Origin of the sequence: Nocardia sp. NBC_01377, assembly GCF_045040005.1 — a bacterium.
Taxonomy (GTDB): Bacteria; Actinomycetota; Actinomycetes; order Mycobacteriales; family Mycobacteriaceae; genus Nocardia; species Nocardia noduli.
In genome coordinates, this window is sequence record NZ_CP109566.1 from 7,724,884 (window position 1) to 7,749,140 (window position 24,257).

23 protein-coding genes, 1 tRNA gene, 1 other RNA gene and 1 pseudogene are annotated in these 24,257 nt (G+C 67.1%); 14 read left to right on the plus strand and 12 right to left on the minus strand.

The features are described 5' to 3' along the window. Positions 1–84: 84 nt before the first annotated feature. Complete coding sequence (locus tag OG225_RS35565; RefSeq protein ID WP_216911269.1) at positions 85–612, plus strand: DUF4190 domain-containing protein; 528 nt, start codon at positions 85–87, stop codon at positions 610–612. A gap of 68 nt (positions 613–680) precedes the next feature. Here the strand turns inward: OG225_RS35565 and OG225_RS35570 are convergent, their stop codons facing one another. The 3 genes from OG225_RS35570 to OG225_RS35580 are packed head-to-tail and all read right to left on the minus strand — an operon-like array spanning position 681 to position 2,942. Continuing rightward, the gene (locus OG225_RS35570) at positions 681–1,415 is read right to left on the minus strand and encodes an RDD family protein (RefSeq protein ID WP_405179126.1); all 735 of its coding nucleotides are present in this window, start codon (positions 1,413–1,415) and stop codon (positions 681–683) included. A gap of 54 nt (positions 1,416–1,469) precedes the next feature. Continuing rightward, complete coding sequence (gene gluQRS / locus OG225_RS35575; protein ID WP_405179127.1) at positions 1,470–2,387, minus strand: tRNA glutamyl-Q(34) synthetase GluQRS; 918 nt, start codon at positions 2,385–2,387, stop codon at positions 1,470–1,472. Positions 2,388–2,438: 51 nt separating this feature from the next. Beyond that, the gene (locus OG225_RS35580) at positions 2,439–2,942 is read right to left on the minus strand and encodes a DUF309 domain-containing protein (RefSeq protein WP_405179128.1); all 504 of its coding nucleotides are present in this window, start codon (positions 2,940–2,942) and stop codon (positions 2,439–2,441) included. A 419-nt stretch (positions 2,943–3,361) separates the two neighbouring features. Here OG225_RS35580 and OG225_RS35585 point away from each other — a divergent pair, with 419 nt between their 5' ends. Further along, on the plus strand, positions 3,362–3,571 hold the full coding sequence (locus OG225_RS35585) for a DUF397 domain-containing protein (protein ID WP_216911265.1): 210 nt from the start codon (positions 3,362–3,364) through the stop codon (positions 3,569–3,571). 363 nt (positions 3,572–3,934) lie between these two features. Further along, positions 3,935–5,380, plus strand: a complete 1,446-nt coding sequence (locus tag OG225_RS35590) for a hypothetical protein (protein ID WP_405179129.1) — start codon at positions 3,935–3,937, stop codon at positions 5,378–5,380. 95 nt (positions 5,381–5,475) lie between these two features. On the opposite strand, the gene OG225_RS35595 is transcribed toward OG225_RS35590, so the two are convergent. Beyond that, entirely contained in the window at positions 5,476–6,318 is an 843-nt protein-coding gene (locus OG225_RS35595) for an ADP-ribosylglycohydrolase family protein (RefSeq protein WP_405179130.1), read from the minus strand. Between the two features lie 257 nt (positions 6,319–6,575). On the opposite strand from OG225_RS35595, the gene OG225_RS35600 reads away from it, so the two are divergent. From OG225_RS35600 to OG225_RS35610, 3 genes are all read left to right on the plus strand, one after another. Next, positions 6,576–6,893 carry a hypothetical protein gene (locus OG225_RS35600; protein ID WP_405179131.1) on the plus strand — a complete coding sequence of 106 codons (318 nt, stop codon included), beginning with the start codon at positions 6,576–6,578 and terminating at the stop codon, positions 6,891–6,893. 161 nt (positions 6,894–7,054) lie between these two features. Further along, positions 7,055–7,837, plus strand: a complete 783-nt coding sequence (locus OG225_RS35605; RefSeq protein WP_405179132.1) for an ArsR/SmtB family transcription factor — start codon at positions 7,055–7,057, stop codon at positions 7,835–7,837. Between the two features lie 21 nt (positions 7,838–7,858). After that, positions 7,859–8,353: a hypothetical protein gene (locus tag OG225_RS35610; protein WP_405179133.1), complete on the plus strand. Its 495-nt coding sequence runs from the start codon at positions 7,859–7,861 to the stop codon at positions 8,351–8,353. Positions 8,354–8,463: 110 nt separating this feature from the next. Here OG225_RS35610 and OG225_RS35615 read toward each other — a convergent pair. Next, positions 8,464–8,551 (minus strand) — tRNA-Ser (locus OG225_RS35615). A gap of 226 nt (positions 8,552–8,777) precedes the next feature. Between OG225_RS35615 and ffs the strand changes: the two genes are divergently transcribed. Continuing rightward, positions 8,778–8,872, plus strand: an RNA gene (ffs, locus tag OG225_RS35620) — signal recognition particle sRNA small type. Between the two features lie 186 nt (positions 8,873–9,058). Continuing rightward, positions 9,059–10,348, plus strand: coding sequence for an aminotransferase class I/II-fold pyridoxal phosphate-dependent enzyme (locus OG225_RS35625; protein WP_405179134.1), 1,290 nt, complete (start codon positions 9,059–9,061; stop codon positions 10,346–10,348). A 57-nt stretch (positions 10,349–10,405) separates the two neighbouring features. Here the strand turns inward: OG225_RS35625 and OG225_RS35630 are convergent, their stop codons facing one another. Beyond that, positions 10,406–11,254, minus strand: a complete 849-nt coding sequence (locus OG225_RS35630) for a methyltransferase domain-containing protein (RefSeq protein WP_405179135.1) — start codon at positions 11,252–11,254, stop codon at positions 10,406–10,408. A gap of 157 nt (positions 11,255–11,411) precedes the next feature. On the opposite strand from OG225_RS35630, the gene OG225_RS35635 reads away from it, so the two are divergent. The 3 genes from OG225_RS35635 to OG225_RS35645 all read left to right on the plus strand — a co-directional run bounded on the left by OG225_RS35635 (position 11,412) and on the right by OG225_RS35645 (position 14,539). Then, positions 11,412–11,996, plus strand: a complete 585-nt coding sequence (locus OG225_RS35635; RefSeq protein ID WP_405179136.1) for an HhH-GPD-type base excision DNA repair protein — start codon at positions 11,412–11,414, stop codon at positions 11,994–11,996. Positions 11,997–12,110: 114 nt separating this feature from the next. After that, complete coding sequence (locus tag OG225_RS35640; protein ID WP_405179137.1) at positions 12,111–12,821, plus strand: hypothetical protein; 711 nt, start codon at positions 12,111–12,113, stop codon at positions 12,819–12,821. A 449-nt stretch (positions 12,822–13,270) separates the two neighbouring features. Beyond that, complete coding sequence (locus OG225_RS35645) at positions 13,271–14,539, plus strand: ROK family transcriptional regulator (protein ID WP_216911256.1); 1,269 nt, start codon at positions 13,271–13,273, stop codon at positions 14,537–14,539. Between the two features lie 56 nt (positions 14,540–14,595). Here OG225_RS35645 and OG225_RS35650 read toward each other — a convergent pair whose 3' ends face one another. Beyond that, positions 14,596–16,227 carry a DUF2207 family protein gene (locus OG225_RS35650; RefSeq protein WP_405179138.1) on the minus strand — a complete coding sequence of 544 codons (1,632 nt, stop codon included), beginning with the start codon at positions 16,225–16,227 and terminating at the stop codon, positions 14,596–14,598. Between the two features lie 156 nt (positions 16,228–16,383). On the opposite strand from OG225_RS35650, the gene OG225_RS35655 reads away from it, so the two are divergent. Further along, positions 16,384–17,532 (plus strand): neutral zinc metallopeptidase, encoded by a 1,149-nt coding sequence (locus OG225_RS35655; protein ID WP_405179140.1) that lies wholly within the window; start codon positions 16,384–16,386, stop codon positions 17,530–17,532. 64 nt (positions 17,533–17,596) lie between these two features. Next, positions 17,597–17,860: pseudogene (locus OG225_RS35660) on the plus strand (acyl-CoA thioesterase domain-containing protein); the annotation flags it as partial. A gap of 287 nt (positions 17,861–18,147) precedes the next feature. Here the strand turns inward: OG225_RS35660 and OG225_RS35665 are convergent. Further along, positions 18,148–18,393: an SDR family NAD(P)-dependent oxidoreductase gene (locus OG225_RS35665; protein WP_405183479.1), complete on the minus strand. Its 246-nt coding sequence runs from the start codon at positions 18,391–18,393 to the stop codon at positions 18,148–18,150. Between the two features lie 245 nt (positions 18,394–18,638). On the opposite strand from OG225_RS35665, the gene OG225_RS35670 reads away from it, so the two are divergent. Next, entirely contained in the window at positions 18,639–18,767 is a 129-nt protein-coding gene (locus tag OG225_RS35670) for a hypothetical protein (protein WP_405183524.1), read from the plus strand. Here the strand turns inward: OG225_RS35670 and OG225_RS35675 are convergent. From OG225_RS35675 to OG225_RS35690, 4 genes are all read right to left on the minus strand, one after another. Beyond that, the gene (locus tag OG225_RS35675) at positions 18,764–20,041 is read right to left on the minus strand and encodes an ammonium transporter (protein ID WP_405179141.1); all 1,278 of its coding nucleotides are present in this window, start codon (positions 20,039–20,041) and stop codon (positions 18,764–18,766) included. The two genes, OG225_RS35670 and OG225_RS35675, sit on opposite strands and share 4 nt — an antisense overlap. A gap of 89 nt (positions 20,042–20,130) precedes the next feature. Further along, complete coding sequence (locus OG225_RS35680; RefSeq protein ID WP_405179142.1) at positions 20,131–20,811, minus strand: TetR/AcrR family transcriptional regulator; 681 nt, start codon at positions 20,809–20,811, stop codon at positions 20,131–20,133. After that, positions 20,808–23,045 carry an MMPL family transporter gene (locus OG225_RS35685; RefSeq protein ID WP_405179143.1) on the minus strand — a complete coding sequence of 746 codons (2,238 nt, stop codon included), beginning with the start codon at positions 23,043–23,045 and terminating at the stop codon, positions 20,808–20,810. Before OG225_RS35685 ends, OG225_RS35680 begins: the two co-directional genes overlap by 4 nt. Positions 23,046–23,118: 73 nt before the next feature. Then, entirely contained in the window at positions 23,119–23,943 is an 825-nt protein-coding gene (locus tag OG225_RS35690) for a hypothetical protein (RefSeq protein WP_216911248.1), read from the minus strand. Positions 23,944–24,257 lie beyond the last annotated feature (314 nt).

Sequence of the window (24,257 nt, forward strand, 5' to 3'; positions counted from 1 at the left end):
AAACCAGGTTCTCGGCCCGCCGTGTCAGGTCGAACGTCGGCTTCGGCTGTGCTACGGGTTGTCCTCGCCCATTAGTCTGTAGCCATGACGAATCCCGGCGATTCCGACGAGTGGTGGAAACAGTACGGCGGCGAAGGTGTGTCGCCGGAGTCCGGCGCGCAGAGTTCGGTCCCGCAGTACCCGACCTCCGAACCGTCCGGGTATCCCTCGGCTCCGCAATACCCGCAGCAACCACAGCAGCAACCGCCGCCGTATCAGCAGCCGTCGCAGCCGCAGTACCAGCAGCAGCCCTATCAGCAGTCGCCCGCGCAACCGTATCCGCAGCAGCCGAATTACGGCTATCCGTCCGGGTATCAGCCCTATGGCGGGCCGGTCGCGCAGGGCACCAACGGTTTGGCGATCGGTGCGCTCGTCGCGTCGCTGCTCGGGTTCTGCACCTGCGCCGTCGGGTCGATAGTCGGCATCATTCTCGGCGTGCTCGCGCTGAATCAGCTGAAGGAGCGTCCGCAGGAAGGGCGCGGTATGGCGCTGGCCGGTATCTGGGTCGGTGTCGGCGGCATCGTCTCGGTGGCGATCTACTTCGTCATTCTGCTGGCCAACAATTCGACCTAGCCGGTCGCCGGACATGAAACAGGGGCGCTCCCGTCGTGGGGCGCCCCTGTTCGGTTCGGTGCGCGATATCAGGCCTTGACGACCTGGGTGCCGCCGGCGAACTTGTCGTGCCAGCCCTGCTTGTTCGGATCCTGCGAGGTGGTGATGATGATGTAGATCGCCAGGCCGAGCGAGATCAAGCTGCCGACGCACGGAATGATCTGCGCGGCGACGTAGAGGTTGCGCTTGAGCGAGACCTCGGGGGTGAGCTTGGGCGCGCCGCCGGGGGCGACGACCTTCAGGCCGAGCAGCTTCTTGCCGAGGGTGGTGCCCTGGCTGGTCTCCATGCCGACGAAGTAGCCGAGCAGCGCGACGGTCGACAGCACGCCGTTGATGATCTGTCCTCCGGTGTCGAGACCGAAGAGGACGGAGACGATGATCACGACGGGGATGGCCACGATCAGATGATCGATGACGCGCGCGCCGATGCGGACGCCGATATCGGCCCCGACACCGGATCCTCCGCCCTGCGGGCCGTAGCCCTGCTGCTGGTAGGGGTCCTGCCCGTACTGCTGCTGCGGCTGACCGTACGGGTCCTGCCCGTACTGCGGCTGCTGCTGACCGTAAGGCTGCTGCCCGTACTGCGGCGGCTGTTGCCCGTACTGCGGCGGCTGTTGCCCGTACTGCGGCGGCTGTTGCCCGTACTGCGGGGGCTGCTGGCCGTAGCCCTGTTGCGGGTACTGCTGTCCACCTTGCGGATACGGTTCGCCGTACGGCTGGCCGCCCTGCGGATTCTGGTTGGGGTCGTAGCCACCGCTTGTCATAGTGTTTAGTCCTCGTTGTGATCAGTAGATCAATAGATCGGTCGACTGGGTACGTTACGGACATCCGTCGGGTTGCAACAACCCATTCTCATCGAAGGTCGACGGCCGACGTGGCAGCACGGCGGGATCGAATTGTCGGAGCAGGTGCGCCGGTGTACGAGCGCTATAGCCCAGCGAGCATGATAACGCGCTGACCACGTCTTCGACGGTGTCGCCGAGGGCCGTTCGGTCCGCGAGCGTGACCGAACCGTCCCTTTTGGCCAATCTCTGCCCGGCCGTGTTGAGTACGAGCGGGACGTGCGCGTAGCGCGGTACGGGCAGGCCGAGCAGCGCGGCCAGATACGCCTGCCGCGGGGTCGACGGCAGCAGGTCGTCACCGCGCACCACCTGGTCGATGTGCTGGTCGGCGTCGTCGACGACGACCGCCAGGTTGTAGGCGGGCAGGCCGTCACCGCGACGGAGCACCACATCGTCGACCGGGCCGCGATAGACGCCGTGTAATTCGTCGACGATCTCGTATTCGGTGATATCGGCGCGCAATCGGAGCGCGGCGGGCCTGCCTTCGGCGCGCAGCCGGGCGCGGTCGGTGGTCGTCAGGGTGCGGCAGGTGCCGGGGTAGGAGCCCATCGGCCCGTGCGGGGCGGTCGCGGCCTGCTGTATTTCCTTGCGGGTACAGAAACATTCGTAGGTGCGGCCCTGGGCGCGGAGTCGGTCGATGGCGTGGTCGTACAGGTCGAGACGTTCGCTCTGTCGCACCACCGGTCCGTCCCAGTCCACGCCGAGCGCGGCGAGATCGGCGAGCTGGCGCTGTTCGGCGCCGGGGCGCACGCGATCGAGATCCTCGACCCGCATCAGGAAACGTCTTCCGGTCGATCGCGCGAACAGCCAGGCCAGCAGGGCGGTGCGGAGATTGCCCAGGTGTAGGTCACCGGAGGGGCTCGGGGCGTATCTACCCGCGGCCCGCTCAGCCACGGGTCGGATCTGTTTCGGAGCGGGCGGACACGATCGCCATGGTAGTGCGGGTCATCGGCCGCACAGTCGAGGCTTCAACTCGTCCGGCGTGATCGGGGTTCCCGCCTCGAGTGCTCGCAACAGTGCGTTCGCGTGCGCTATCAGCCCTCGCCGATCCACCCCGTAGGAGCCCGCGGCGTCGGTGGGTTCCGGGCTATCACCTGGCTCGTAGCTCTCCAGACGGGTCACCGCACGGCCGAGCAGGGTACGCGCACCCTTCGGATTGCCCCGTTGGATGTGTGTCAGAGCGACCGCGTATTGGGCCAACCCTTGCCACAGCATCCTTTCGGCGAACGGTTGGTGCTTCCATGCGGCCTCTAATACCTCGTGTGCGTTGAATGCCAAACCGTCGTCCAGCAGTTGCTGGGCGAAGGTAAGAGTTTGCTGGGGTGGCAGATTCAGGTCGTCCGGAATTCGGGGAATTCCGACACTACCGTGCGGTAGTGGACGTCCGAATCGATCACGAGGACGGGGGTTACGGGCGCGACCTGCCTCGTCGCGGGGGCGTTCCAGCATGTCTCCATGATCCACGCTTCGTGTCGGCCGTGTCGCGGATGTGGATCGGCGGTGGACCAATTGGCGCATCACGGACCAATCACGCCCGTTCGGAAGTTGGTCATCCGAGGTCCACTTGTTACCCGGTTCGGTGCTGGCAATGTTCCCGCAACATCATATCTTCGCAAGATTGGCAAAAATGGTGATCGAATAATCCGGAGGTCGGCAAACTATGAGCGGAGCTGCTAGTGTTTACCGCGCGGGGACGACCCCGGGGGTGTATTCCACCTCGAACGACAGTGCGATACGACGCACCGTGAAAGTAGCGCGCTAACGCTAGGCGCACCACGGGGATTCGGCGCTTCCTCGCTGGATTCCGGTGCTAGTTAGAACGATGTCCAATGAGTTCTCGTTCTCGACGCAGCAAAGGAGCTAGTGCCGTGGAGGTTGATTTGACGGGTGCTGTGTGGCACAAGAGCACATACAGCGGCCCCGATGGGAACTGCGTGGAAGTCGCGGTTCTCGGCAACGGCAAAGTAGCAGTTCGTGACACCAAAGATAATGGCAACGGCCCGGTGCTGGCATTCGCTCCGGGTGAATGGGACGCATTCCTAACAGAGGTTTCGGTCGGGGCGTTCGGGCGTTCCTGAGTCCTCGGGCGCCGGAACGGTAAGCATGGCCCCGGGTAGGCACAAACTCGGGGTCGTCGCGTCTGCGAAACCTACTGTTCCGCAACACTTTTCATCGACTGCGGCGAAATCGCGTGGCACCTGCCGCCCTCGCTCGTGACGTCCGCGCATCGACGCGCGGACTTTCCCTCTTCTCGGGACCCCGTCCCCCCCCCGGGTCTCGGCCTCGAAGGCCATCACCTACGCACCGTGGCGGCATTCGGTCGATATGGTCGGATCCGTGAGTGAGCGGTCGGACAGCGGTGGTATCGGAGCGGTGAGAAAACGCGCCGGGGGCTTCGGATTCGCGGAGCGCGGCACCCCGTCGGCCGCGGGCGGCGCGATATGCGGGTGAATAGGGTCGCCGCGCAGGACGCGACGATGTTCTGGCTGTCCGCGCGTACCCGCAACGATCTGTTCCTGCTCTACAGTTTCGCCGACGAGGGCGTACCGACCGCGGTGCTGCGCGCTCTCATCGAAACACGCAGCGCCGAGATCGCCGACCTGCGCGTGCGGCTGCGCGCGGTTCGCGGCGATCTCGACTACCCGGCCTGGGCGCCGTGCGATTTCCGCGACGACCAATTCGTCGAACACCATCTGCCCCGCCCGGACTGGCCGCATCTGCTGGACGCGGTCGGGGAACTACTCGACACCTCGGTGGATGCCGAGGTCCGGCCGTGGCGCGTTCACGTATTTCGCGCGGTGGAAGGCGCACCCGCGCCGGGAGTCGAATCCGAACCGGCGACGGTCGTGCTGTTGCAGATGTCGCACGCGCTGGTGGACGGACGCCGTGCCTCCGCGGTGGCGCGTGCGCTGTTCGCGTTGCCCGGGGTCGGCGCGGAAGCGGTCATGGCGGAATCGGACTCGGATGCCGATTCATCCCGGGATTCGGTATTCGGGCAGGCTCGCGCCCTCGGCAACCGTGCGGTGGGCTTTCTCCGCGGAGTCGGGAGCAGCGAACCCGTCGACGCCGTGGTCGGATTGATGGCTACGCCCGTACAGGTGGCGCAAACCGTGACGCGCGGCGTGCGCGCCTACCGGGCCCAGCGGGAACTGGCACGATTGACCGCCGCCGGTGCGGTACCCGCGCCCCCGTCGGGGTTCACGCCCACCCCGCTGAACCGATCCGCCGCCGAGGGTATTTCGCGGCACGCGGTGCGCGTGATCGTGTCCGACGGTGCGGACATGCGGCGCGCGGGACGTACCGTGACGGTACTGGCCTTGACCGCGGTATCGGTCGCACTCGCCGAATACCTCGCCCTCCGAGGCGAATCGGTGGATCGGCTCGGCGCACAGGTGCCCATGGCGGTGCCCGCGGGCGCAGACGTGCGCAACAACTATCGCGGCCTCGGCGTCGATCTCCACGTGGACGAACCGGATCTGTCCCGCCGTGCCGACCGTATCGCCGACGAGTTGGCCGAACGCCGGATCCGCGCGGGTCATCCGCTGTTGGGAGCGCAGGAGCGAGTGACGGCGGTGACGCCGGCGCGGGTTCTGCGGCGCGACACCGAGAGTTATCCGCTCGACACTCCCGACTCCATCGCGGGCCATACCGTCGTCTCCAGCGTGCACCGGGGCGCCGCCGATCTCCACTTCGGCGGTCCCGTGCGGTTCACCGGCGGATTTCCCGCGATCGGTTCGGTGATGCACCTGACCCACGGGATTCACGGCCTCGGCGATACGGTGACGATCTCGGTGCACGCCGACCCGGCGGTACTCCCCGATATCGACGTCTACACCGAACTCCTGCGCGTCGCGCTGAACCGGGTTTCGGCCATCGAACCGCGTTGACGAGCACCCCGGGGATCACGCTCGTGCGCGGCGCGGTCTCCGACGGCGCCGGCTTCCCGCGCGCCCGCACAACCCGCTCGGATGCGTCCCTGCCCTCAGGAGTACGCCACGAGCAGGAGAGAGTCCAAGTCGCGCAGATAGTCTCGTCCGAACGCGCCGTTCTCCAGGTCGTCGGTGAGGATCTCAGGCAGGTCGTTGGTGATTTCGGGAGTGCGAGATCCGGCGGCCAGCGCGATCGTCGCGACCGTGTCGACGTCGCCGGTCCAGGCCACCGCGCCGCGTAACGCCTCACGCAGACTCGTGCTGGTCGAGAGTGTGGTGAGCGCCGCGCGCACGCTCATCCAGCCTTTCGAGCCGACCTTCCCCCGCCACGGTCGCGCCCACGAAGCGCCGAGTCGCGACCCGATCCAGCCGGGCAATTCCGAGACCGGGCCGATCCCGTGGTGGCAGTAGTGCACCGCGAGGGCCGCGGCCTGGGCGGCGGCGATCCCGTCCGGGGTGTCGTGGGTGACGCGCGCCTGTTCCCGTGCGTAGTGCAGGACGTCCTCGACGGTCGGCAGCAGACCGATCGGGCCCGCGCGCATCGCCGCGCCGCTCTTGTCGCTGGCCGGTTCGATGCGGGCGAGGAAATCGGCCCCGGTGCCGACGGTGTCGAGGAATTGCTGGAACCGTCCGGGGTAGCCGTCGCGCGGGTCCCTGCGGTAGGCGCGCACGAAATATTCGGCCAGATGCGCACGGTCCCAGGGCTTCCCCGACACGAGCAACTCCGCGACGGCCAACGTCATCTGGGTGTCGTCGGTGTAGGCGCCGGGTCGGATGCCGAGGTGGGTCGGATGCTGTACATATCCGGAGAGGGTGTTGTGCTCGGCGACGAAAGCGGGTTCCGCGTACTCGAAACCGGCACCGTACGCGTCACCGACGGCCAACTCGACCAGCATGTTTCCCCCACCTCATCGCACCTCACCACCCCGAACCCTGTCAGCATGCCATCGCGCGACCATTCGCGCGAAGGGATTTCTTCGGGGCGCTTCGCGAATTGATATCGCGTACCGTTTTCTCCGCCGTGACCTGCGAGAGGACATTGTGTCCCGCCTTTGTCCGATCAACGACAAGATCGCGTACTTGGCTAATCACAACCGAGCCATCTACTGTGAATTTCGATCACAACGGCGTTGGACAACAAGGAGTTTCCGGTATGGGTGTTCGAGTTCTGGCCGCTGGTTTCGCGGCGTTGGCGGCTACTGCGATGACGGTCTTCGCGGGAGGTGTAGCCGCGGCCGAGCAGAACGAGGCGCAGTTGCGCGCACAGGTGGAAGCAGCCTGCGCGGCCATCGGCGGTACTTACCCGCAGAACTACTTCAATGTTCCCGGCCAGTTCGCGGGTAAGGCGGGGTGCCTGATGCCCGACGGCCGCTACGTCCAGGTCAACCTCCCCGACGGCACCGAGTGCACCAGGGACGCGGGCTTCGGCGTGTGGGTCCGCGGCAGCGTCGCCAACGGTGAGTGCCTCTGACCCGGCCTGATTTCGCCTGACAGAGGGCTCCGATCGGTACATCCGATCGGAGCCCTTTTTCGTGCCCGGTTCCTCGAACCGTCCGATCCGGTGGAACGCCGCTGTTGCAATAGGCAGGTAAATAACTGCATAATTGTGAGGTGAGTGGCGAGGCGACAGAGATGGACTCGGTTTTCAAGGCGCTGGCCGATTCGACACGGCGGCGACTGCTCGATCGGCTGCGCGAACACAACGGGCAGACCCTGCGCGAATTGTGCGAGAGCGTGGATATGGCGCGGCAGTCGGTGACGCAGCATCTCGACATCCTCGTGCGAGCCGGTCTCGTCACTGTCGTGCGGCGTGGGCGCGAACGGCTGCACTACCTCAATCCGGTGCCGATCCACGACATCGAACAGCGCTGGATCGCGATATTCGACCGTCCCCGCTTACAGATGATCAACGCCATCAAGAATCAGGCAGAGGAGTACGCCATGACCAGTACATCCATACCGAGCTATGTCTACGTCACATATATAAAGGCCAGTGCGGAACAGGTGTGGAAGGCCCTGACCGATGCTGATCTGACGGCGCGGTACTGGGGGCACGCGAACGTGTCGGACTGGCAGCCGGGCTCGGAGTGGGAGCACCGCCGCGTCGACGGATCGGACAAGGTCGACGTCTTCGGCACGGTGCTCGAAGCCGAACCGCCCACCCATCTCGTCGTCACCTTCGACGATGTCCCGGACGCGGAGAAGGCGAGGGAACCGTCGGTGGTCACCTTCCTGGTCGAACCGCACCGCGACATCGTCCGGCTCACCGTGACCCACGAGAAGTTCCCGAACGCCGATATGCGCGACGGTATCTCGCAGGGCTGGCCCGCCGTGCTCGCCAACCTCAAATCGCTGCTGGAGACCGGGCACGTCCTCCCGCAGGCGCCGTGGGAGATGACCGACTCGCACGCCTGACGATCACGGAAGAAGGCCGACATGTTCGACACCACCGCACTGCGCGCGGCCTACGACGCGCTGCTCGACGCCGCCGTCACCGTCGCGGACACCGCCACCTCGCCGCCCGGCGAATGGAACGCCGACCAGATCCTGGCCCACGTCACCCTCGTGGACGCCACGACCATCGGCGTGGTCGCCGCGGTCACCGCCGGATCCCACACCGTCTACGACACCCGCCTCACGCTCGACCCCTGGACCATCGACCGCGCCATCACCCTCGCCGGTGGCTCCGCCGGGCTCCGCGCCCGGATCAGCGGCCAAGCGGACGCCATGTGCGCACTGGTCGGCTCGTCGCTGAGCGAGACCGAACTCGATATCCCCGTATCGACCCGACTGCTGTCGGGCACCACGCTGCTGCTCGACCGTCCCGTTCCGCTGCGCGACATCATCACCGGTCTGACGGAAGTGGAACTACCCGGTCATACGAAACAGCTCATGGCATTGCTCCCGGAACCGGCGGTGGTCTCGGCCTGACGTTCGGCGCGGGAGTCGAGGGCGACCGAGTTTCCCTCCGGTGAGCGGCTCTATCGAAGCGGAACGGCCGGGGTGGATACGTGTGTACGTATCCACCCCGGCCGTTCTCGTGGCGGAGGATAGGGGATTTGAACCCCTGAGGGCGTTAACCCAACCCGCGTTCCAGGCGAGCGCCATAGGCCACTAGGCGAATCCTCCGTGGAGCAGCATAGCGGCTCCACCCCTCGACATGCCAAACCGGGGGTCGGGCGCATGATCGTCGGTGGTGGGATCGGTGGGCCCGCCGTCGTCGGTTCGTCCGGGAACCGACGGTTCGGAGCCTGTCGGTTCGCCGAGGTTTCGGAACCGCGTCGCTCTGACCAGTGCGGACACATTCGGTGTGCCCCGGATTCGTACGGGCGATCGACAACCGGCTACACTTGCCGACGGATCCCGCGCGGCGCGCATCCTGTGAACTCCCCCAGGGCCGGAAGGCAGCAAGGGTCAACGGGCTCTGCCGGGTGCGCGGGGTCCCCTTAATTTCCGGCCACTCGGCCGATTCCCTCCCGTGAAGTTCGGGCCGGGGTGGATCGGATTCGGCCCGTATATGCCCCCCACTTCGGAGCGACGGCCGGGTAACGTGAACAGCGGTCCGCCGACGGTCGCCACAGGCTTCGGCCAGGACGTCGAAACACCCCCTTACGCTGCTTCGAAAGGCCTTTCAGGATGCCCCGGCAAACGCAAATCGGTGTGATGAGCCACGAGGAGCTCGTGTCCGAACACGAGACCCAGACCGCGAATTACGTGACGCTCCAGGCCGAAAAGCTCACGCTGGACCTGACGAGGGGTAAACCCTCGCCCGAACAACTGGATCTTTCGGCGGGGCTGTTATCGCTACCGGGTCCTGGCGACTACCGCGACGGCAGCGGGGTCGACTGCCGTAATTACGGTGGGCAACACGGTCTCCCGGAGTTGCGCGCGATCTTCGGCGAACTGCTGAACATTCCGGTGGAGAACCTGATCGCGGGCAACAACGCGAGCCTGCAACTGATGCACGACGTCATCACCTACGCGATGCTGTACGGCACCAATGATTCCGAGCGGCGCTGGGTCGAGGAATCGACGATCAAATGGTTGTGCCCGAGCCCCGGATACGACCGGCATTTCGCCATCACCGAGGCGCTCGGTTTCGAGATGATCCCGATCCCGATGCGCAACGACGGGCCCGACACCCACGCCATCGCCGAGCTGGTCGCCGCCGACCCGCAGATCAAAGGCCTGTGGGCGGTGCCGAACTACGCCAATCCGACCGGCACGGTCTACTCCGAAGCCGTTGTCCGTGAACTGGTTTCGATGCGCGCCGCGGCGCCGGACTTCCGGTTGTTCTGGGACAACGCCTACGCGGTGCACCCGCTGACCGATACCGCCGAGCCCGTCATCGACGTTCTCGGACTCGCGGCGGCGGCCGGAAACCCGAACCGCCCCATCGTCTTCGCCTCCACCTCGAAGATCACCTTCGCCGGATCGGGCGTCAGCTTCCTCGGTGCGTCGACCGCGAATCTGGACTGGTACCTGGGGCACGCGGCCAAGAGCAGTATCGGTCCCGACAAGATCAATCAGCTGCGGCACCTGCGCTTCTTCGGCGACGCCGAGGGGGTGCGGGCGCATATGCAGAAGCATCGCGAGATCCTCGAACCCAAATTCGCGCTGGTGCGCAAGATCCTGGAGGACCGGCTCGGCGCGTCGAAGGTGGCGTCCTGGACCGAGCCGAAGGGCGGCTATTTCATCAGCCTCGACGTGCTGGAGGGCACCGCCGCCCGCGTGATCGCGCTGGCCAAGGACGCCGGAATCGCGCTCACCGCAGCCGGTTCGGCCTTCCCGTATCGGAACGACACCGAAGACAAGAATATCCGGATCGCGCCGAGCTTCCCGAAGCTGCCCGAACTGGAGAAGGCCATGGACGGCCTCGCGACCTGCGTGCTGCTCGCCGCGACCGAGAAAGCGCTGGCGGAATAACGGAAGAAACGGCGGGCTCCACCGGAATTCGGTGGGGCCCGCCGTTTTCGAACGGGATCAGCGCGGTTTGTGGGCCAGTACCGCGAACATGGTGACCGAGAGGTGGATATCGCCGTTCTCGGCGCCGCGGCGCAGGTCGGCGAGCAATTGATCGCGCTGGGCCTCGGTGAGCGCACCGCGCGCCACCGCCATGGCGGAAATCCTGGTGACCAGCGAGCCCGCGCCGACGGTGCGCTCCTGGACCAGTGCGTGTGAGCCGATGTCGTCGATGACAAGGCCAGCCCTGGTGAGCAGTCCCGGCAGCCTGCGGCCCGAGCGCGGATTGGTGGTCGCGGCGGCCAGGGTATCGACGACCTGGCGTACTACGGACAGTTCACCCGGGTGCACGATCGCGGTGCCCCAGTCGACATCGACCACGACGGTACGGCCGCCCGGCCGCAGCACGCGGGCGATCTCGTTCGCCGCGCGCCCCGGCGCGGTCAGATGCTGGAACACCCGCTCGCAGAGCGCGGCGTCGAATGTCTCGGCGCCGAACGGTATGCCGTAGGCGTCGCCGGAATGGAATTTCGCCGACGAGCCCGCCTGTTCGGCCCGCCGCTCGGCGGAGGCGAGCAGATTGGGATCGGGTTCGACGCCGATGGCGGTGCCGCTCGGTCCGACGGCTTCGGCGAATGCGAGAACTTCGGAGCCGGTGCCGGAGCCGATGTCGACGGCGGATTCACCGAGTCGCAGGGCGAGCGACTCGTGGGCCCAGGTGCGCAAGCGCCGGATGGCGGGCAGGGCGGCCTGTAGGTCGCGGACGTCGACCAATTGGTCCTGGCCCGCGCTGTCGAAGCGATCCGGTCGGGGGGAGTAAGTATCCATGGGCCCGCGTCCGTCCCTGGTTATCGCCGTCGTCTGGGGCATGGCCGGTAGCCTACCGGGGGGAACATCGCCCCGCACGGCAGGGGTGTGAGCTGTGTCACGTTCCGGAAGTGGGCGGAGCGAGGTGGGTGATCCGCTCGCGCGGCCGCGGTGCGATGATCGGATGTAGTCCGAGTGGCAAACGGCGAAAGGATCCACGGTGACCGTCGAACTGTGTCTCGCGCAGGAACCGGAAGCGGACGAACTGCTCTCCACGGATCCTTTCGCGCTGCTGACCGGAATGCTGCTGGATCAGCAATTCCCGCTCGAACACGCATTCCGCGGCCCCAAGAAAATCGCCGACCGGATGGACGGTTTCGCGATCGATAAGATCGCCGAGGCCGACCCCGAGGTTTTCGAAGAGTTGTGTGCGACACCGCCTGCCATCCATCGTTACGGTCGTTCCATGGCGCGCCGGACTCAGGAACTTGCCCGGTATGTAGTCGAGAATTACGGCGGCAGGACCGAGGCGATCTGGACCGAGGGCGATCCGGACGGCAAAGAGGTGCTGCGCAGACTCAAGGCGCTGCCGGGCTACGGCGATCAGAAGGCACGAATCTTCTTGGCCCTGTTGGGTAAACAGCTCGGGGTGTGGCCCGCCGGGTGGGAGAAGGCCGCGGGCGCGTATTCGGAGAAGGGATCACGTCGTTCGGCGGCCGACATCGTCGACGGTGAGTCGTTGCTCCAGGTTCGCGCTTTCAAAAAGCAGATGAAGGCGGCCGCGAAGGAAACGGCAGGAAAATAGGGTTTCCCGCACGTTTGCGGGTTCGAATCGCGCTGCGTTTTTTCCTCGTCTGCTCGGGAATTCTCGGTGATGCTTTCCCTCGAAAGCTGGACCGAGATGAGGGATTGCACGATCATGCGGATGAGGAAACTGGCCGTTGTGGCCGCATTGCTTACGGTGGCGACCGGTGTCGCCGCGGGGACCGCGGGCGCGGCACCCGAGGCGGCCGAACCCGCCTCCATCAATTTCACGGCGCGAGCCACCGACACCCAGTCGATCGTCACCACCGACGCGGGCTCCATCGTCGTGGAAAACGACACCCTGAAGATCAAGGCCGCCGACGGCACCGTCGTCGCGGGCACCGAACTGAAGTTCCGGGTCGACGAGTTCGAATTCCCGATCGCCGCCCAGATCGCGGGAAATACCGCGACTCTCACCCCACAGCTCGACGCGGCCCAGGCCGTGTACAAGCCGGTCGCGCTGCCCTACGAGGACAAGGCGCCCTGGAAGAACGAGTACGACCGTGAGGTCGCGGCCTGGACCCGTCTGACCAGCAGCATCGCGGCGGGCGCGACCATCGGCACCCTTGTCGGCGGCATCGCGGGCGGCGGCATCGGCTGCGTGGTCGGCGCACTCACGGCGGGGACCTTCGCCGCGGCCACCATCGTCGGGCTGTTCGGTCCGTTCATCCCGGCCGCCGCCGTCGGCTGCCTCGTCGGCGCCAGCACGGTCGGCTTCCTCGGCACCCTGATCGGCCAGATCTTCATCACCGCGCCGGTCGCGATCGCCGCGGCGGTCCAGTACTTCACCACGATCAACGCTCCGGCTCCGGCGCCGGCGAAGTGATCTGACCGGGGAGACTCTTCCCGGTTCGGAACACGCGGACGTCACCCGCTGTCGAAAGGCGGCGGGTGACGTCCGTTTCGTTTGTGCTCCGTACCGGCCTACCCGGTCGCTAACCGGTGGACGCCCGCCGTGTCGCTTCCGTGACACGCCGTGGGATATCGCCGTGACCTGCGGAGATCATGTGGGCTTCCACACCGAAATCTGCCATTGTGTTGGTATACCGACCAACCGGGTGTTACCGTTTTTTTATGTCCAGCAACCGCCCTACCGCCTCGCGGGTCACCTACGTGACCGCCGCGCTGGGCCTGCGGTTGCCGTTGACTCGCGAACTGTGTTGTTCCTTCCGCTGCAGCTGAGCTGAGCACCCTCTTTCAGCTCCCGGCTGCCTCGTCGCCGTAGGTGTAGGCACGTCCCGTTTCGATTTCGGGACTTCAGCAAGGAATCTTCATATGGCCCTCCCCATCCTGGAGCGTCCCGCCTCGCGGGCCGCCACCGGTCGTGTCCGTGTCCAGCGTCCAGTCATCGCCCCCGAACTCCGTATCGCCGACAACCCCGCCGCCGCCGTGCTGCGGGCCGCGACCGGTGGCCCAGTCTCCCGCGACAATGCCGCGCGCACAACGGGTCTGAGTATCGCCACCGTCAATCGTCAAGTTTCCGCGCTGCTGGCCGCCGGACTGCTGCGCGAGCGACCTGACCTGACCGCTTCCGGAGCGGTGGGGCGTCCCCGGGTGCCCTTCGAGATCGATCACGAGGCGTACCTGACCCTCGGAATCCACATCGGCGCCGCCGTCACCAAGATCGTCGCGGCCGATCTGCGCGGCCGGATCCTCGGCGGCCTCGCCATCGCCACCCCGCAGACCGGCCAAGAGTTCGCGACCACCACCGTCGCCCGCAGCGCCAAGGCCTTCCTGCAACGCTGGCACCGGCGTAAACCACTGTGGGCCGGTGTCGCCATCGGCGGCCGGGTCGATCCGCTGACCGGTGTGGTCGATCACCCCAAACTGGAATGGCACGGCGCGCCCGTCGGCGCCGTCCTCGGCGAGGTGCTGGAACTGCCGGTTTCGGTGGCCCCGCACGTCGAGGCGATGGCCGCGTCCGAACTGCTGCTGCCGACGCCGGAACCGCGCGAAGGTCAGGAACGCGGTAGCAGCCTGTATTTCTACGTGCGTGAAACCGCCGGAATCGCGGTGACTCTGGACGGCCGGGTGCATACGCCGAGTAACGGCCCCGGTTCCATCGCGCACCTGCCGACCGGCTCGAATGTCGATTGCACCTGCGGCCGTCGCGGCTGCTTGGAGGTCACCGTCGGTGACCGGGCGCTGCACGCACGGGCCGTCGGCCGCGGAATCATCCCCGCGTACAACGGAACCGCCGGATCGACCATCTCCGATCTGTACCGGGCGGCCGAGGCCGGTTCGGAATCCGCGCGTGAGTTGCTCGCCGAGCGGGCGACGATGCTCGGGCACACGGTCGCGATGGTCAGGGACATGCTCAATCCGGATCGGGTCATCCTGGGTGGGCAGGCGTTCACCGGCTACCGGCCCGCGGTCGCCCACGTCGCGAGTGCGTTCCGGCAGGGTTCGACCCTGCCGCCGACCGATATCCGGATCAGCGGATTCGGCGGCAAGGTGCAGGAATTCGCCGCGGTCGTCACCTCGGTGAGCGCCATCTACGCCGATCCGCTGGCCGCGATGCGCCGACTGTCGCTCAACGACTGACACCGCCTACGACAACGGGCCGGGTCCGATCGGACCCGGCCCGTTGTCGTTTCGTGTCAGCCGCGGCCGAAGAGACCTTCCATCGCGGTGATGAAGTACGGGAAATGTCCGGCGAAGCGTTGCAGATTCGCGTCGCGCTCGAAACCGCCGAACCAGTACAGGCCGGGTTGGGAGTCGGCCGCCGGATTGAGGTCGCGGAAGACGCGGATCCAATTGTCGGCACGCCCGTTGACGACCGTGAACGGCAGCGCGCGGGAGAACACGGTCTCCTGATCGCTGTCCGGAATCTGTTCGCGCCGAGTCGCCTCGAGTCCGCGCTGCAAGGCCCGCACCCGGCCGGTGAGTTCGCGACCGTAGCCGGTGCGCACGGGCAGATAGGCGGGCAGCAGGAGGACCGCGACACCGCCGATGGCGATGGCGACGCCGACCAGGGCGTGCCCGGCGGAGAAGGCGAGGCCGAGCGTCGCGGCGATACCGGCCACGATCAGCCCGCCGCCGATCAGGCGCGCCAGGCCGGGGCCGGAGCGATCGGCGAAGGCCCCGCGCTCGACGGCGTCGGCGATCATCGCCGCGCGGATGGCGTCCACCGAAACCCGGTCCGGCGCACGCAGTTCACTGACGGTGACCGCGTCGACGCCGTCGGGCAGCAGCGCGCCGTAGACGGCCTTCTCGTAGTCGCGCAGTTGGTCGTCGGCGGCGTTGACCCTGGTGATCCGCCAGTCGTTACCACCCGGGGTGCCGGTGGCCGCGCTGATCGGGGTGACCCAGATATAGCGGCGTACCGCGAGATCCACCACGGTGGCGGCGATATCGATCGGATCGGCGTGCTCGTCGAGCAGTAGACCGGCCTCGCCGGGCAGGATGGCGTCGGGCGAGATGAATCGCACCTGGTCGCTGTCGCGTTCCAGCGGGTCGGCGACATCGGATCCGGCTCCGGCCGAGGCGTTCTCGCGCCGGGCGCGCAGCACCACCGCGGCCAGTCCGGCGAGGACGGCAAGCAGGACGCCGAACGCGAGCCACACCGGACCGGTCAGGGTGAAGGGCCCCGGTTCGTCCACGCGGATATCGGCGTTGGCAGGCACGGTCCCCGGCGGCAGTTGCAGCGTGAGGTCGATGGTGTCGCCCTTGCGCAGGTCCGTCTGTTCGAGATACAGCGCGCCGGTCGCCTCGACGCGGACGTCGGCGCACGGCCGGATATTGCCAGGCGGGCCGAGTTTGCAGTCGACGATGCCCATCTCGAAACTCGGGGCGATCACCGAGGCGCTGATCGAGGCGATATCGGTGCTCATCACCCCGATCCAGTGGAAGACCTGGGTGCCGGGCGCGTCCCTGACAGTGTTGTGCAGGGAGTAGGTGAAGGTCGATTCGCCGGGGTCGGCGTCGATGGTGAACCGGTCGCCTGCGACGGTCGCGGTGCCCGCGCCGGTGGTATCGACATCGGTGACCTGGAAGACCCGCTCGACATCGTCGCTCACCTGGAGGCGCAACGGCAGCGCCATCGTGAAGTGGCCGCCCTCGGGCACATTCACGGTCTCCACCACATCGAGGACACCCTCGCGGTTCAGGGTCAGATCCGCGGTGATCGTGACGCCCGAAGCGGCGGGCTGGGCGTATGCGGGCACGGCCGCCGCCATTCCAAGGCCTGCGAGAACAAGCGCGCTCGCGGCGGCCCCCCGAAATGTCAGCATGGCTGCCTACTCTAGACAAGTTGCTATCCTTCGTCAGCGGCACGGCGCGAGCGACGGGCCCGGCGGCAGCAGCGCAGCGTCACCACACGGGGGCCTGACGCGCGCTGCTGATACCAACACTGTCGGTGACCAATCGAGACGAGGGGGTACGGGGGAGTGACGCAACCACCGTACGGATCCGGACCGGTTCCACCCGGCGGGCGGCCGGGGCCGCCACCGGGATACGGCACACCGCCCGGATACGGTCAGCAGCCCGGGTACCGACCGCAGCCGGGATACGGCCAGCAGCCCGGATACGGGCAGCCCGCCAACCGGCCCGGATACGGTCCGCAGCCGGGTTACGGTTCGCCGCAGGGGTATCCGCCGTCCGGATATCGCCAGGGAATGCCTGCGCCCATGCCCTACGGACCGCCGGGCCGTGCACCGCAGCGTCCGCGTAAACGTGGTGGCGGCGGCCTGTTGGCACTGCTGGTCGTGGTGATCGTGCTGGTGGCAGGCGGTTTGGTGCTCAACGCCGCGCGCAGCGTCGTCGACGATCCGTCCGCCGGTCCCGACCCGAGTCTGACCTTCCCGTCCGACGACACCTCGGCATCGGCGGAGACCGCGAACAATCCGCTGCTCACCGATACCGACGCGACCCTGGTTCCGGCCCGTTGCAGCTATTCGCCGTGGGGCACCCAGGTCGAGACGGCACGCAAATTCTTCGACAGCGCCGCCGACTGCCTGGAGTCCGCGTGGAAACCGGTGCTCGCCGAGGCGGATCTGCCGTTCGAGCCGCCGACGGTGAACGTCAGCGCGAACACCACCGGCATCACCACCCCCTGCACCGGTTCCACCACGAATTTCGCCGCGTTCTACTGCCCGGCGAACAAGACCATCTACATGCCGATCAGTCAGTTGCAGACGGATCTGTTCAAGGACAACTGGGTCGTCTATCTGTCGGTGTTCGCGCACGAGTACGGACATCACGTGCAGGCCATGTCGGGAATCCTGCGCAAGGCCAATGCCGAACGGGTCGACGCCGGTACCCGCAGCGACCGTGGTCTCGAACTCTCGCGCCGCGTCGAATTGCAGGCCCAGTGCTTCAACGGCATGTACGTCGGCTCATCGGCCGATGCGGGCTCGCTGACCAACTCGCAGATCACCATCGCCAAACGCGATGCCAACGGCCGTGGTGACGCGCCCTCCGACTCCCGCGATCACGGCACCCCCGAGAACAGCGGCGACTGGTTCGAACTCGGATTGGAACAGAATCTGACCTCGCGGTGCAATACGTTCACCGCGTCTGCGGATTCGGTCGAATGAGCCCGGCCCGCCACTGACCTGCAACGTGTTGCACTTCGGTCGATTCGAGTGTGAGGCGTTGGCGATGGTCTGTTTCTTCGCGCGGGAGTTCGCGATCAGCCATTGGTCCGTCGATCAGCTGAGCGGTCCCGGCGTGTGCGGTGTGCTGGCACGGCGACTGGAGACGCACTGTCCGGCCGGATTCGTTCCGGCCCGGTTGACCGTCGACCTGTTCAGTCCGGTGAGCAATGTGCCGCTCGAGGTCGGCAGCGGCATCGTGCGCAGGGGCACCAGGATCGCCGTCGCGGACGCGTCCATCGCCCAGGACGGCACGACGTGGGTCCGCGCGACGGCGGTATTCCTCGCCACCGGGACCGAGCCGCCGGGCCGGGTGTGGAGTCCGGCGCCGGATCTGCCCATGCCACCGCCCGGATGTGCATCCCCGAACGGGGCGCCGCCGCTGTTCAAGAGCGGCGATCGGGACAGGAGCGGCGATTTCACCGTGAACCAGAACGCCGACCGCAAGATCTGTGATATGACCCCGACCCTCTCGCGGCTGCCCACCGGCTTCGAACTCGGGCTGCGCGCCGACAACACCAGTGCCGCCGACGGGATCTCGATCGACACCGCGACCCTCTACGATCGCGCGGGCCAACCGAGATCCCGGGTGAGTTCGGCGACCGCCAGATGGTTGACCGCTACCGTCCGTTCGACACCGTCCGGGGTGAGCCGGTGCCGGTCGAAGGCGGCGCCGGCGTTGTTCACCAGGACGTCGAGACCGTCCGGGGCGGCACCGCGCACCTGTTCGACCAGGCGAGCGACCCCCGCCCGTGTTTCGAGGTCGGCGTCGACCGGAACGAGACGACCCGGCACGTCGCCCATCCGCGTGGTGGCCTCCCGCGCACGCTCCGCGCTGCGCCCGTGCACCAGGACGGTTCAGCCGAGGCCCGCCAGGGAATGGGCGACCGAGAATCCGATACCGCCACCCGCCTGATCCTCGCGAACGGTGCGCACGGCACGACGATGGAGGCGATCCAGCACGAGTCCGAAGTCGGTGCCTCGCAGCTCTACCACTACTTCGACAACAAACGGGATCTGCTGGCGGCCGTCATCCAGGCGAGTACCGCTTGGCCCTGGTCGTGGTCACCGGGTACGAGGGCGGCATGCTCGTCTCCAGGGCGCAGCGCGCACCCGAGCCCCTGGAAGCGGCGCTCGACTCCGCCGTCGCCTGCGTCGAGGCGCGGGCGACGGGCTAGCTCTCGTCCAAGCGCCGGGGCGAGTGTCCGTGCACGCCTTCGGCGTACGCGGTTTCGGCGTGCAGCGCGAAATCGATGCCGGAGGTCTCGTCCTCCCTGCTGACGCGGAAGCCGACGACCTTGGCGACGCCGGAGCCGAGCGCGTAGGTGACCCCGAAGGCGTAGGCCGCGACCGCGAGTACGGCGACAACCTGTTTGCCCAGCTGAGCGGGGCCGCCGCCGAAGAAGAGTCCTTCGATGCCGCCGGTCATCACCTCGGCGGCCAACAATCCGATCAGCACGGTGCCGACCACGCCGCCCATGAAGTGCACGCCGACCACGTCGAGCGAATCGTCGTAGCCCGCCTTGTGTTTCCAGCCGACCGCGAACGAGCACACCACACCCGCCGCGGTGCCGACGACGACCGCGCCGAGGGTGTTGACCGAACCGCAGGACGGCGTGATCGCGACCAGACCCGCCACCACGCCCGAGGCCGCGCCGAAGGTGGTCGGACGTCCGTCGCGGACCTGTTCCACCGCGAGCCAGCCGAGCATGCCGAGACAGCCCGCGACCAGGGTGTTCAGGAAGACGGCCGCGGCGATGCCGTCGGCGGCCAGTGCCGATCCGGCGTTGAATCCGAACCAGCCGAACCACAGCAGGCCCGCGCCGAGCAGGACGAAGGGCAGATTGTGCGGACGCATCGCGTCGATCTTGAAGCCGACGCGCGGGCCGAGCACCAGGGCCAGCGCGAGCGCGGAGGAGCCCGAGGCGACCTCGACGACCAGACCGCCCGCGTAATCGAGTGCGCCGAACGACATCAGCCAGCCGTCGGGACCCCACACCCAGTGCGCGATCGGCACGTAGACCACCAGCGTCCAGAGCGGGACGAACACCATCCACCCGGCGAATTTCGCCCGGTCCGCGATGGCGCCGCTGACCAGCGCGACCGTCAGCACGGCGAAGGTCAGCTGGAAGGTCGCGAACAGCAGTTCAGGCACCCCGCCGTGCGCGGTCTCGTGCACGGTGTTCGGGTCGATGCCCGTCATGCCCGCGTGCGAGAGATCGCCGATCAGGCCGCCGCCCGCGTCGTCGCCGAAGGCGAGGCTGTAACCGAGCAGCAGCCAGACCACGGTGACCAGCGGTATCGAGATGAAACTCATCATCAGCATGTTCAGCACACCGGTGGAGCGCACCATGCCGCCGTAGAAGATGGCCAGCGCGGGAGTCATCAGCAGCACCAGCGCCGTGCTTACGAGCAACCAGGCGGTGGCCGCGGGATCGATGGTCGGTGGCATGGAGACTCCTTCTGACACCTCGGGGCGTTGCAAGGAAGTTACCGAATCCGCACGGCCGCCGAGCCGGACAGGTCCGTCGCGGACGGAACTCAGGGCGGATCGCGCCTGAGCCGGTCCAGCCAGTCGGTGATCTCGTCCGGGCCCGGTGCGTCGCCGATCATGTCGAGTACCGCGTGTCCGACACAGGCCGCCGACAGCACGCGGTCCGCGCTCGCCTCCGCCTCGCCCCACGGCAGGAACGGTTTGGCGATCAACAGGGAGGCGATACCGTGCGCGGCGGCCCAGAGTTCGAGGACGATGGGGGTCGGGTCGCCCGGGGTCATGACGCCTTCGTCCATGCATTCGCGCACCGTCGTCGCGAACAGCCGGAACGCGCCGCTGCTCAGTACCCGGTCCACCGCGCCGCTCTCGGCCGTGGGCGCGGTGGCGACCCGGTACTGCGCCGGATGTTCCAGCGCGTAGCGGACATAGGCCATGCCCTGGGCTCGTAACCTGCTCATCGCGGACAGCGAGGGATCGCTCGCCGCGTGCATCGCGCCGGACAGATCTTCGAAGGCGCGGGCGACCACCGCCTCGATCAATTCGTCCTTGTCGGCGAAATGCCGGTAGATCGACGGCGCGCTGATGCCGACCATCCTGCTGACATCCCGGATCGACACCGCCTCGGAATGCCCGGCGTTGGCGAGCAATTCGGCGGTGGCGTCGAGGATTTCGGCACGGAGTCGAGCTCCGGAACCGCGCGGTGAACGTGGACGAGGTGATGCTGTCATAGGCGTGCGGCGGCGACCGGTTCACGGTCGGGCTCTACCTCCTCCGACAGGCCGATGCGAGTGTGCAGACGCACCAGCGGTTTCGGGGCCCACCAGTTGAGCGGGCCGAGCAGTCGCATCAGGGCGGGGGCGAGCAGGCCTCGGATGATGGTCGCGTCGGCCAGGATGGTCAGGGTCAGACCCAGCCCCATCAGCTGCATGAACGCCACTTTGGAAGTAATCATCGCGCCCATGACGATAGCCATCAGCACGGCGGCGGCGGTGAAAATGCGTCCGGTCCTGGCGACGCCGATGGCGACCGCGCGGGTGTTGTCGCGGGTGAGCAGCCATTCCTCGCGGATGCGCGACAACAGGAAGACCTCGTAGTCCATCGACAGGCCGAACGCGAGACAGAACATCAGGATCGGCATGGTCGGCACCATGTGCCCGACCGGTGTGAAGCCGAGCAGACCCGACAGATGCCCGTCCTGGAAGATCCACACCATCGCGCCGAAGGCCGCGGCCAGCGACAGGGTGTTGAGCAGCAGCGCCTTGATCGGCAGCACCACGCTGCCGGTGAACAGGAACAGCACCACGAATGTCGTCAACGCGATCAGCGCCAGCGCCAACGGCATTCGCGCGCCGAGCGCGGCGAGCGAGTCGGCGTTGACCGCGGCCGCGCCGCCGTAGAGCGCGGGCGCGGGCGCGTCGACGGCGCGGATCTCGTTCAGTTGGTCCTGTCCGCCTGGGGAGTAGGGATCGAGGCGGGTGGAGACGCTGAGGTAGGTGCCGGTGTCGTTGGACATGCCCGGCGGGGCCGGGGCGACGCGCTGACCGTTGACGTACACACCGGCCGCGGAGAGCACCGCGGGCACGTCATCGATGGCGGACAGCCGGGCGGCGTAGGCGCCGATCGCGGCGGTGTCACCCCGGTAGTCGTCGAGTACGACGGTGGTGACGGCTCCCGGATCGGCCTGCGGGAATTCCTCGCGCAGGGTGTCACCGACCTGGTGGGCGGGCGCGCTGGTCGGCAGCACCCGGTCGTCGGGGTAGCCGAATTTCACCGAGAGGAACGGTGATCCGAGGGCGAGCAGGATCGCGATGATGACGACCGACACCGGCACCGCGTGGCGCATGACCCAATGGACCAGGCGGTACCAGCCGCTCTGCTCGGGGGTGATCGGGCCGGGGTGCGGATCGCGGCCGAACAAGCGCCGCAGCGGAACGCGCAGATCGACGGCGTTGACCCGGTGTCCGAGCAGCACGAGCGCGGCGGGCAGCACCAGGATCGACGCGGCGGCGGCAGCGGCGACGACCGCGACGCCGGTATAGGCGAAGGATTTGAGGAAGTAGAGGTTGAACACGCTCAGCACCGCCATCGACAGCGCGACGGTCAGCGCTGAGAACAGCACCGTGCGTCCGGCGGTCTGCACGGCCCGGATGGTGGCGGCGACGGGTTCGAGGCCGTTGCCGAGTTCCTCGCGATATCTGCTGACGATGAACAGGGCGTAGTCGATGGCCAATGCCAGGCCCATCGCGGTAGTCAGGTTCAGCGCGTAGATCGAGACGTCGGTGAAGACGGTGAACAGGCGCAGGATCGCCAGCGTGACCGCGATGGCGAACAGGCCGATGATCAGCGGCAGGGAGGCCGCGACGAGACTGCCGAAGACCAGGACGAGCACGATCATCGACAGCGGTATCGCCACGGATTCGGCCACCGCGAGATCGCGCGTGGTCTGGGTGTTGACGTCGTGGTAGATCGCGGCGATTCCGCCCTGCCTGACCGTGACGCCGTCGGTGGTTCCGGTGAGCTCGTCGGCGAGATCACCCGCGACCCGCTGGATTTCGGTTTCGTCGCCGACCAGATAGGCCACGATCAGCGCGCTCTTGCCGTCGGTGCCGCGCAGCGCCGAGGCCAGCGTCGGCGGTGCGGTCCAGTAGGACCGGGTGCCACGCACGTCCGATCGCGACTGCAAGGTGTCGACCAGGGACAGCCCCGCCGCGCGGGTGACGGGGTCGTCGGCGCCCGCGTCGGATTCGACCAGCAGGACGAAATTGGGGGCGGCGCCGTCGAAATCGTCGGCGAGCAACCGGGTGACCCGGGAGGATTCGGCGTCGTCGGAGGTGAATCCTCCGGATTTGAGATGACCGGCCGCGGTGGCGCCGAAGATGCCGCAGAACAGCGCGAAGGCCAAGGCCGCGGCGAGCACGGTGCGCGGTCTTCCGGTGGCGAGATGGGCGATTCTGGTCAGCATCCGAGATCCCCTCCGTAGGTTAACGACGTTAGAGTAACGCTGTTAACCTACGAAAGTCGAGAGCTCGATCGGGTCAGCGGCGCGCCTGTTTGGCCAGTGCGCGCTGACCGCGTCGGCCCGGAACGGGCATTCCGTCGACGATGTCGACCCATTCGGCTGTACAGAGCCACAACTGCTGGGTCGTCGCGTCGGCGGTATCGAAGAACACGCGGCGGGCCCGGTCGTCGCGCAGTTCGTGGGCGACCGCCGACCAGCGCGGCGAACGTCCGTGGCCCTCGCGGTATTCGGCGAGGAAACCCGCGACCAGCGTGCCGATGGAGTTCACCGGTCGCAGTGAGACCCGATTGCCGTACTTCGCGGCATGGAATCGCCGCCCCGCGCACAGCGACTGCGGATTGGCGTTGGAGGCGATCCATCCCGCGCGCTGGGCGCGTTCGATCAACCACAGGTGTTTGACCGCGCTCGGCGGAACTTCGCCGATGCGCTCCTGGATCAGTGCCATGACCGGTTCGGAATTGAGGATGTCGCGCCGGATCGGGCCGGTGCCGTGTTCGGTCCAGTGCTCGTGCGCCAGGCGGGCGAGGGTGCGACCGAATTCGTCGATGCTGCGCTGGGCGCGGCGGCCGAGGCGTTCGATCCGCTCGGCCTCGTGGCGCATCTCGTTCTGCGCGGTCAGGGTGCGGATGGCGGCCATCGTCGGTACCTGGCCGCGTTCGAGTAGTTCCAGAATCGCCGAGGCGGTGGCCGGGTCTGCGGTCGCGGCCACCGGCAGTGAATCGCGTTTCAGCGCGAAATCCCGCGGACTGATGGCCCGGCTCAGCAGGTCGACCGCGATCGGGTCGCCCGCGAAGTCGGTGCTGGAGAGCAGTGCGGTGGCGATGTCGTCACAAGACGGCACGTGGAACATTCCTCCGGGGAAGTCGGTGGGAGTTCGGCGATGACGCCCGAGGATCATGGGATTCCAGGTTGTGCCCCGGTCGGGATGAGGGACCGACCGGGGCCACCAACCTGATGAAGGTTTGGCTACCGAAGTTGCCGATAACCACGGTAGCCAGCAGCTTGCATGGATGTCACTGATGGTGATGGATTCGTTACATCCATTTCGACGCTCGAAAACAGGGCATAAGTATGTCTAGCTCTGTTTATCCGCCGATGAGAGTGCTTGTGCGGGAATCTGGTCGCCTCTCATTTTGGGATTGCCCTCGGGTAGCC

Bases quoted from the DNA above. Each gene is read 5' to 3' on its own strand.
- OG225_RS35565 (WP_216911269.1), top strand. From the start codon at position 85: ATGACGAATCCCGGCGATTCCGACGAGTGGTGGAAACAGTACGGCGGC.
- OG225_RS35570 (WP_405179126.1), bottom strand. From the start codon at position 1,415: ATGACAAGCGGTGGCTACGACCCCAACCAGAATCCGCAGGGCGGCCAG.
- OG225_RS35580 (WP_405179128.1), bottom strand. From the start codon at position 2,942: ATGCTGGAACGCCCCCGCGACGAGGCAGGTCGCGCCCGTAACCCCCGT.
- OG225_RS35590 (WP_405179129.1), top strand. From the start codon at position 3,935: ATGCGGGTGAATAGGGTCGCCGCGCAGGACGCGACGATGTTCTGGCTG.
- OG225_RS35595 (WP_405179130.1), bottom strand. From the start codon at position 6,318: ATGCTGGTCGAGTTGGCCGTCGGTGACGCGTACGGTGCCGGTTTCGAG.
- OG225_RS35600 (WP_405179131.1), top strand. From the start codon at position 6,576: ATGGGTGTTCGAGTTCTGGCCGCTGGTTTCGCGGCGTTGGCGGCTACT.
- OG225_RS35605 (WP_405179132.1), top strand. From the start codon at position 7,055: ATGGACTCGGTTTTCAAGGCGCTGGCCGATTCGACACGGCGGCGACTG.
- OG225_RS35610 (WP_405179133.1), top strand. From the start codon at position 7,859: ATGTTCGACACCACCGCACTGCGCGCGGCCTACGACGCGCTGCTCGAC.
- OG225_RS35625 (WP_405179134.1), top strand. From the start codon at position 9,059: ATGCCCCGGCAAACGCAAATCGGTGTGATGAGCCACGAGGAGCTCGTG.
- OG225_RS35630 (WP_405179135.1), bottom strand. From the start codon at position 11,254: ATGCCCCAGACGACGGCGATAACCAGGGACGGACGCGGGCCCATGGAT.
- OG225_RS35640 (WP_405179137.1), top strand. From the start codon at position 12,111: ATGCGGATGAGGAAACTGGCCGTTGTGGCCGCATTGCTTACGGTGGCG.
- OG225_RS35645 (WP_216911256.1), top strand. From the start codon at position 13,271: ATGGCCCTCCCCATCCTGGAGCGTCCCGCCTCGCGGGCCGCCACCGGT.
- OG225_RS35650 (WP_405179138.1), bottom strand. From the start codon at position 16,227: ATGCTGACATTTCGGGGGGCCGCCGCGAGCGCGCTTGTTCTCGCAGGC.
- OG225_RS35665 (WP_405183479.1), bottom strand. From the start codon at position 18,393: ATGGGCGACGTGCCGGGTCGTCTCGTTCCGGTCGACGCCGACCTCGAA.
- OG225_RS35675 (WP_405179141.1), bottom strand. From the start codon at position 20,041: ATGCCACCGACCATCGATCCCGCGGCCACCGCCTGGTTGCTCGTAAGC.
- OG225_RS35680 (WP_405179142.1), bottom strand. From the start codon at position 20,811: ATGACAGCATCACCTCGTCCACGTTCACCGCGCGGTTCCGGAGCTCGA.
- OG225_RS35685 (WP_405179143.1), bottom strand. From the start codon at position 23,045: ATGCTGACCAGAATCGCCCATCTCGCCACCGGAAGACCGCGCACCGTG.